Annotated in this window: 7 protein-coding genes and 1 pseudogene; 4 read left to right on the top strand and 4 right to left on the bottom strand. The window is 72.1% G+C overall.

The features are described from left to right. A pseudogene (locus tag ACIRG9_RS28675) lies at positions 1-87 on the top strand (phytochelatin synthase); the annotation flags it as partial. Between the two features lie 144 nt (positions 88-231). On the opposite strand, the gene dusB reads toward ACIRG9_RS28675, so the two are convergent. From dusB to ACIRG9_RS28655, 4 genes are all read right to left on the bottom strand, one after another. Further along, positions 232-1,404, bottom strand: coding sequence for a tRNA dihydrouridine synthase DusB (gene dusB / locus ACIRG9_RS28670; protein ID WP_402862556.1), 1,173 nt, complete (start codon positions 1,402-1,404; stop codon positions 232-234). Between the two features lie 170 nt (positions 1,405-1,574). Further along, positions 1,575-2,954, bottom strand: a complete 1,380-nt coding sequence (locus ACIRG9_RS28665; RefSeq protein WP_402862553.1) for a glycine--tRNA ligase — start codon at positions 2,952-2,954, stop codon at positions 1,575-1,577. Positions 2,955-3,065: 111 nt separating this feature from the next. Next, the gene (locus ACIRG9_RS28660) at positions 3,066-3,539 is read right to left on the bottom strand and encodes a hypothetical protein (RefSeq protein ID WP_402862583.1); all 474 of its coding nucleotides are present in this window, start codon (positions 3,537-3,539) and stop codon (positions 3,066-3,068) included. Positions 3,540-3,681: 142 nt separating this feature from the next. Next, positions 3,682-4,023: an antibiotic biosynthesis monooxygenase family protein gene (locus ACIRG9_RS28655; protein ID WP_402862550.1), complete on the bottom strand. Its 342-nt coding sequence runs from the start codon at positions 4,021-4,023 to the stop codon at positions 3,682-3,684. 27 nt (positions 4,024-4,050) lie between these two features. On the opposite strand from ACIRG9_RS28655, the gene ACIRG9_RS28650 reads away from it, so the two are divergent. The 3 genes from ACIRG9_RS28650 (at position 4,051) to ACIRG9_RS28640 (ending at position 6,087) form a co-directional block, all read left to right on the top strand. Further along, positions 4,051-4,308: a DUF6703 family protein gene (locus tag ACIRG9_RS28650; protein WP_402862547.1), complete on the top strand. Its 258-nt coding sequence runs from the start codon at positions 4,051-4,053 to the stop codon at positions 4,306-4,308. Between the two features lie 73 nt (positions 4,309-4,381). After that, positions 4,382-5,329, top strand: coding sequence for a metal ABC transporter substrate-binding protein (locus tag ACIRG9_RS28645; protein WP_402862544.1), 948 nt, complete (start codon positions 4,382-4,384; stop codon positions 5,327-5,329). After that, entirely contained in the window at positions 5,326-6,087 is a 762-nt protein-coding gene (locus tag ACIRG9_RS28640; RefSeq protein WP_402862541.1) for a metal ABC transporter ATP-binding protein, read from the top strand. Before ACIRG9_RS28645 ends, ACIRG9_RS28640 begins: the two co-directional genes overlap by 4 nt. Position 6,088: the final 1 nt, after the last annotated feature.

Raw genomic sequence — 6,088 nt, 5'->3', positions numbered from 1 at the left:
TCCGCCAACCCGAACACCGCCTCCTACCAGATCAACGTCAACAACCTCGCCAACTGGATCGCCACCCGCGGCTACAGCGCCTCCTGACCCACACCAAACGACAAGGGCCGGCCCCCACCAGGGGCCGGCCCTCTCGTCGTACCCACCGCCCGCTCAACGGTGGTCGCTGCCGGCCCGCGCAGGGAGACAGCAACTTCCCCGAAAGTGTGCGGACCTTGGCCGGCGGGGCGGTCAGCCGCCGGAGTCGTCCAGCTCGGCACCGTCGGGCGGAGTGTCGTCGTCCCGGCTGGCCAGCCAGCCGTCGGGCAGGAAGACCTTGCCCGGGGAGTTGGTCCGGCCCCGCGGCTGGCCCAGGGTCTCCACCGGGAACGGCACAGCCGGATCGAGCTTGCCGAGCAGGTCGTCGAGCTGGGCGAGGCTGTCGATCATCGCCAGGGACCGGCGCAGCTCGCTGCCGATCGGGAAGCCCTTGAGGTACCAGGCGACGTGCTTGCGGAAGTCGGTGCAGCCGTCCCGCTCACCCCGCGCCGGGTTACGGGCACCGGCCACGAACTGGTCCACCAACAGCTCGGCGTGCCGCCGCATGGTCACCGCCACCTCCCCGAGGGTCGGCAGCCGCCGCTCCGGCCGGCCGTTGAAGGCGGCCTCCAGGTCGGCGAAGAGCCACGGCCGGCCCAGGCAACCCCGCCCGATCACCACGCCGTCGACCCCGGTGTGCGCCACCATCCGCAGCGCGTCGTCGGCCTCCCAGATGTCGCCGTTGCCGAGCACCGGCACGTCGAGCGCCTGCTTGAGGGAGGCGATGGCGTCCCAGTCGGCGGTGCCCGAGTAGCGCTGCGCGGCCGTACGCCCGTGCAGGGCGACCGCCGCCACGCCGGCATCCTGGGCGGCGAGCCCGGCCTCGACGTACGTCAGGTGGTCGTCGTCGATGCCCTTGCGCATCTTGACGGTGACCGGCACCCCGGCGGGTGACGCGGCGTCGACCGCGGCCCTGACCAGCCGGGCGAAGAGCCGGCGCCGCCAGGGCAGGGCGGACCCGCCGCCGCGCCGGGTGACCTTGGGGACCGGGCAGCCGAAGTTGAGGTCGATATGGTCGGCGAGATCCCGCTCCACCACGATCCGCACGGCCGCGGCGGTGATCTCCGGGTCGGTGCCGTAGAGCTGGAGGCTGCGCGGCTGTTCCTCCGCGCCGAAGGCGATCATCCGCAGCGTCTTCGGGTTCCGCTCGACCAGCGCCCGCGTGGTGATCATCTCGCAGACGTAGATGCCGCCGCCCTGCTCGCGGCAGAGCCGGCGGAAGCCGACGTTGGTGATCCCGGCCATCGGCGCGAGCACCACCGGCGGCCACACCTGGTGCCGCCCAAGAATCAACGGGCGCAGCACAGGCACGGTCGACGCGGTCATCGGACAAGTGTAAGGAGGGGTCCCTGCTCAACGCCTGCTGCATAGCAGGGGCCCGGGTTAACAGGGGCGCATATCACATGCGCCGGCCGGGCGGAGATTGTGCACAGCGCCTCGTTGAGAGGGGCCCCTTCTCTACCGGAAACGTTAAGAAGGGGCCCTTCCTTACAAGCTCAGCAGCCGGGGAGGCGCTCGATCAGGTAGCGCTCGACCTGGTCCAGGGAGATGCGCTCCTGGGCCATGGTGTCCCGGTTCCGCACGGTGACCGCGTTGTCGTCGAGGGTGTCGAAGTCCACCGTCACGCAGAACGGCGTGCCGATCTCGTCCTGCCGGCGGTAGCGGCGCCCGATCGCCTGCGAGTCGTCGAACTCGACCACCCAGCGCTTGCGCAGGTTGGTGGCGAGCTGCTTGGCCTTCGGCGAGAGCGCCTCGTTACGGGACAGCGGCAGCACCGCCACCTTGACCGGGGCCAGCCGCGGGTCGAAGCGCATGACGGTCCGCTTGTCCACGCTGCCCTTGGTGTTCGGCGCCTCGTCCTCGTCGTACGCCTCCAGCAGGAAGGCGAGCACCGCGCGGGTCAGGCCGGCGGCCGGCTCGATGACGTACGGGACCCAGCGCTCGCCCTTGCTCTGGTCGAAGTACGACAGGTCGACGCCGGAGTGCTTGGTGTGCGTGGACAGGTCGAAGTCGGTGCGGTTGGCGATGCCCTCCAGCTCGGCGAACTCGCTGCCGCCGAACTGGAACCGGTACTCGATGTCGACGGTGCGCTTCGAGTAGTGGGAGAGCTTCTCCTTCGGGTGCTCGTAGAAGCGCAGGTTGCTCTCCGACAGGCCGAGGTCCAGGTACCAGTTCCAGCGCTCCTGGAGCCAGTACTCGTGCCACTGCTCGTCGGTGCCCGGCTCGACGAAGAACTCCATCTCCATCTGCTCGAACTCGCGGGTCCGGAAGATGAAGTTGCCCGGGGTGATCTCGTTGCGGAACGACTTGCCGGTCTGCGCGATGCCGAACGGCGGCTTCTTCCGGGCGGCCGTCTCGACGTTCTTGTAGTTGACGAAGATGCCCTGGGCGGTCTCCGGGCGCAGGTAGTGCATGCCCTCGTCGCTCTCCACCGGGCCCAGGTAGGTCTTCATCAGGCCGTTGAACATCTTCGGCTCGGTGAAGGTGCCCTTGTTGCCGCAGTTCGGGCAGTTCAGCTCCGACAGCGAGGCCAGCGGCTTGCCGTGCTTCTCGGCGTACGCCTCCTCCAGGTGGTCGGCGCGGTACCGCTTGTGGCAGGACTGGCACTCGGTCAGCGGGTCGACGAACTCGGCGAGGTGGCCGCTGGCCGCCCAGACCTGGCGGGCCAGGATGACCGCGGAGTCGAGGCCGACGACATCGTCGCGCTGCTGGACCATGGTCCGCCACCACTGCCGGCGGACGTTCTCCTTGAGCTCCACGCCGAGCGGGCCGTAGTCCCACGCCGACCGGGTGCCTCCGTAGATCTCGCTGGAGGGGAAGACGAATCCCCGGCGCTTGGCGAGGCTGACGACGGCGTCGATACGGTCGGCTGGCATGTTTCCTCCTACGCCGGCTGGCGGTCGGCGGGGGCGATGTGAGTGGAACCGGACGGTCGGTACAACGGTACGACCACCGCTGCCCGAGCCCAGCACAATACCGGGGCCCGGTCAGCTCACCCCGCAGACCTCCACGGCGCCCGTCTGCTGATCCGGCGCCAGGGTCACCGTCTGGTCCTCCCGTTTGCCGCCGGCCAGCGTCACGTCCACCGGGACGGTCAGCGTCTGCACGTCGACGCTGCCGACCCGGTAGCCGGCGATCTGCGGCTCGGTGGCCACCCGCTGCTCGAACTCCGGCCGGGACTCGCGCCGGCGGGCGTCGGCGCAGAGCTGGTCGTACGCCTTGGACCAGTTCTTGTTGACGAGGGCCCGGTAGTAGTTGTTGGTGACCGCCCGGCCCTGCTCCTGGATGGCCTGGGCGTTGCTCACCACCAGCCCGACGATGGCCGCGCCGCCCCCGCCGCAGCAGAGCAGCACGGCGAGCGCGCCGACGCCGAGCCCCAGCCAGAGCCGCGCCCGGCCGCCCTCGGTGGGCGGTGCCGCGAACGGTGGGGCGGCACCGGGGCCGGGCGGCGGCTCGGGGATGCCGGGCCCGGCCGGCGGTCCCGCTGCCGGCGGCGCCCAGATCGGCGGTCCCGCTACCGGCGACCCGCCGGGCGGCACGTGAGGCGGGGGCGGGGCGGCCGGTCCGGGAGCGGTCATACGCCAGAGGGTAGTGCCCCCGGCTTCAGCGGTAAGGACCTGCGGCCCGATCACTGGCCACGACCACCACCCCGCCCTGCGGCGCGGCACTGGCCAGCGTCTCGTAGGCCGACGGCTCGTCGACCGAGCGGGCCAGCAGCGGCACCGCGGTGACCTTGACATCGAAGCCGCCCAGCGCCCGCCGGTACGCGCCGACCGACTCCCACTCGGTGACCAGGCACCAGTGCGTCGGGTCGTCCAGCGCCCGCAACAACTCCCCGCGCAGGTAGCCGGGGCGGGCCGCGAGCGCGGCGAGGGCGGCGTGCGCCCGCTCGGTGAAATCCGACGCGCCGTCGGGGTCGACTACGAACCGGTTGGTGACAAGCACCGGGCTCCTCCTCGTAAAGTTTGTGAAATGCAGCGTACGCAGAGTCCCGTGCTGGCCCGGCTGGCGCGGCTCAACCCGACGGTGGTGTTTCTGGCCACGCTCGCCCTGGTCCTGGTGGCGCTCTTCGCGCCGGGCCCCGCGGGCGGAATGCTGTTGCTCCTGCTGGCCGTGTTGCTGGTGTGGCTGATGGCCGTAACCTGGCCGGTGCAGAAGCCGGCGACCCGGCTGCTGCGGCTGCTCATGCTGGCGCTGTTGATCGCGGTCGCACTGGCCAAGCTGCTCTGATCCGGCGCGGCCGCGCTGACATGCAATCATGCGCTTTTGACAATCAATTTCGTTACCGCGGACAGTTGGTGGCATGACCGTCCGCCCCACCGCACGCGCCCTGGCCGCGGCCACCGCCGCCCTGCTCACCCTCGGCGGCGTCGCCGCCTGCTCGGACAACGGTGGCGGCGGCACCGACCCGGACCGGGTCGACGTGGTGGTCGCCTTCTACCCGCTCCAGTTCCTCACCGAGCAGGTCGGCGGGGACGCGGTCCGGATCACCAACCTGGCCCGGCCGGGCGCCGAGCCGCACGACCTGGAGCTGCAACCACGCCAGGTCGGCCAGATCGTCGACGCCGAGCTGATCGTCTACCTCGCCGGTTTCCAGCCGGCCGTCGACGAGGCGGTGGCGCAGAACGGCGGCGACCGGACGTTCGACGTCGCCGCCGTGCAGCCGCTGCTGGACGCCACGGCCGGCGGGCACCAGCACGAGGGCGAGGGCGAGGCCGGGCACGACGGCGAGACGGGCGGCAGGGATCCGCACGTCTGGCTCGACCCGACCCGGCTGGCCACCATCGGTAACCGGCTCGCCGAGCGACTCGGCAGGGCCGACCCGGACCGGGCCGCCGAGTTCACCGCCCGGGCGGCGACGCTCCACGCCGACCTGACGAAGCTGGACACCGACTACGCCCAGGGCCTGCGGACCTGCCAGCGCCGGGAGATCGTGACCAGCCACACCGCGTTCGGTTACCTGGCCGAGCGGTACCAGCTCGAACAGGTCGGCATCACCGGCCTCAGCCCCGACGCGGAACCCTCCCCGCAGCGTCTCGCCGAGGTGGCGGAGGAGGCCCGCAGCCACCAGGCCACCACCATCTTCTTCGAGACCCTGGTCAGCCCGAAGATCGCCGAGACGGTGGCCCGCGAGGTCGGGGCGAAGACCGCCGTGCTCGACCCGATCGAGGGCGCGCCGGCCGGCGGCGACTACCTGTCGGCGATGCGTACCAACCTCCAGACCCTGCGAACCGCACTGGGATGCTCATGACCACGCCTGTTGTCCAGGTCGCGCACGCCGCCGTCGGCTACGACGGGCCACCGGTGCTCCGGGACGTCTCGCTGAGCGTCGCCGCCGGCGAGGTGGTCGCCGTGCTCGGCGCCAACGGCTCCGGCAAGTCGACCCTGATCCGGGCCGTGCTCGGCCTGGTGCCGCTCGGCGCCGGGTCGGTCGCCCTCTTCGGCACCGCGCAGCGCCGCTTCCGGCAGTGGCACCGCATCGGGTACGTCCCGCAGCGGCTGGGCGCCGGCGGCGGCGTACCGGCCACGGTGCGGGAGGTGGTGGCGTCCGGGCGGCTTGCCCGCCGGGGCGTACTGCGCCCGCCGGGCCGGGCCGACCGGGAGGCGGTCGCCGCCGCGCTGCGAGCGGTCGGGCTCGCCGACCGGGCCGGTGACCCGGTCTCCACCCTCTCCGGTGGCCAGCAGCAACGCACCCTGATCGCCCGGGCCCTGGCCGGGCAGCCGGAGCTGCTGGTGCTCGACGAGCCGACCGCCGGGGTGGACGCGGCCAGCCAGGAGGCGTTCGCGGCGGCGCTGCGCGGCTTCGTCGACGGCGGCGGGACGGTGCTGCTGGTCGCCCACGAACTCGGGCCACTGCGCCCGCTGATCAGCCGGGCGGTCGTCGTCCACCAGGGCGGCATCGTGCACGACGGCGCGGTGCCGGAGCCCGCCGGCCACCACGCGGACCCCGACCACGAGCACGTGCACCCGCACTGCGACGAGGAACCCGCCGGGCTGTGGAGCATCTGAC

It is taken from the genome of Micromonospora sp. NPDC093277, assembly GCF_044765245.1.
Taxonomy (GTDB): Bacteria; Actinomycetota; Actinomycetes; order Mycobacteriales; family Micromonosporaceae; genus Micromonospora.
The sequence above is the reverse complement of the archived record's forward strand: the minus strand, read 5'-3'. Positions and strand labels throughout refer to the sequence as shown.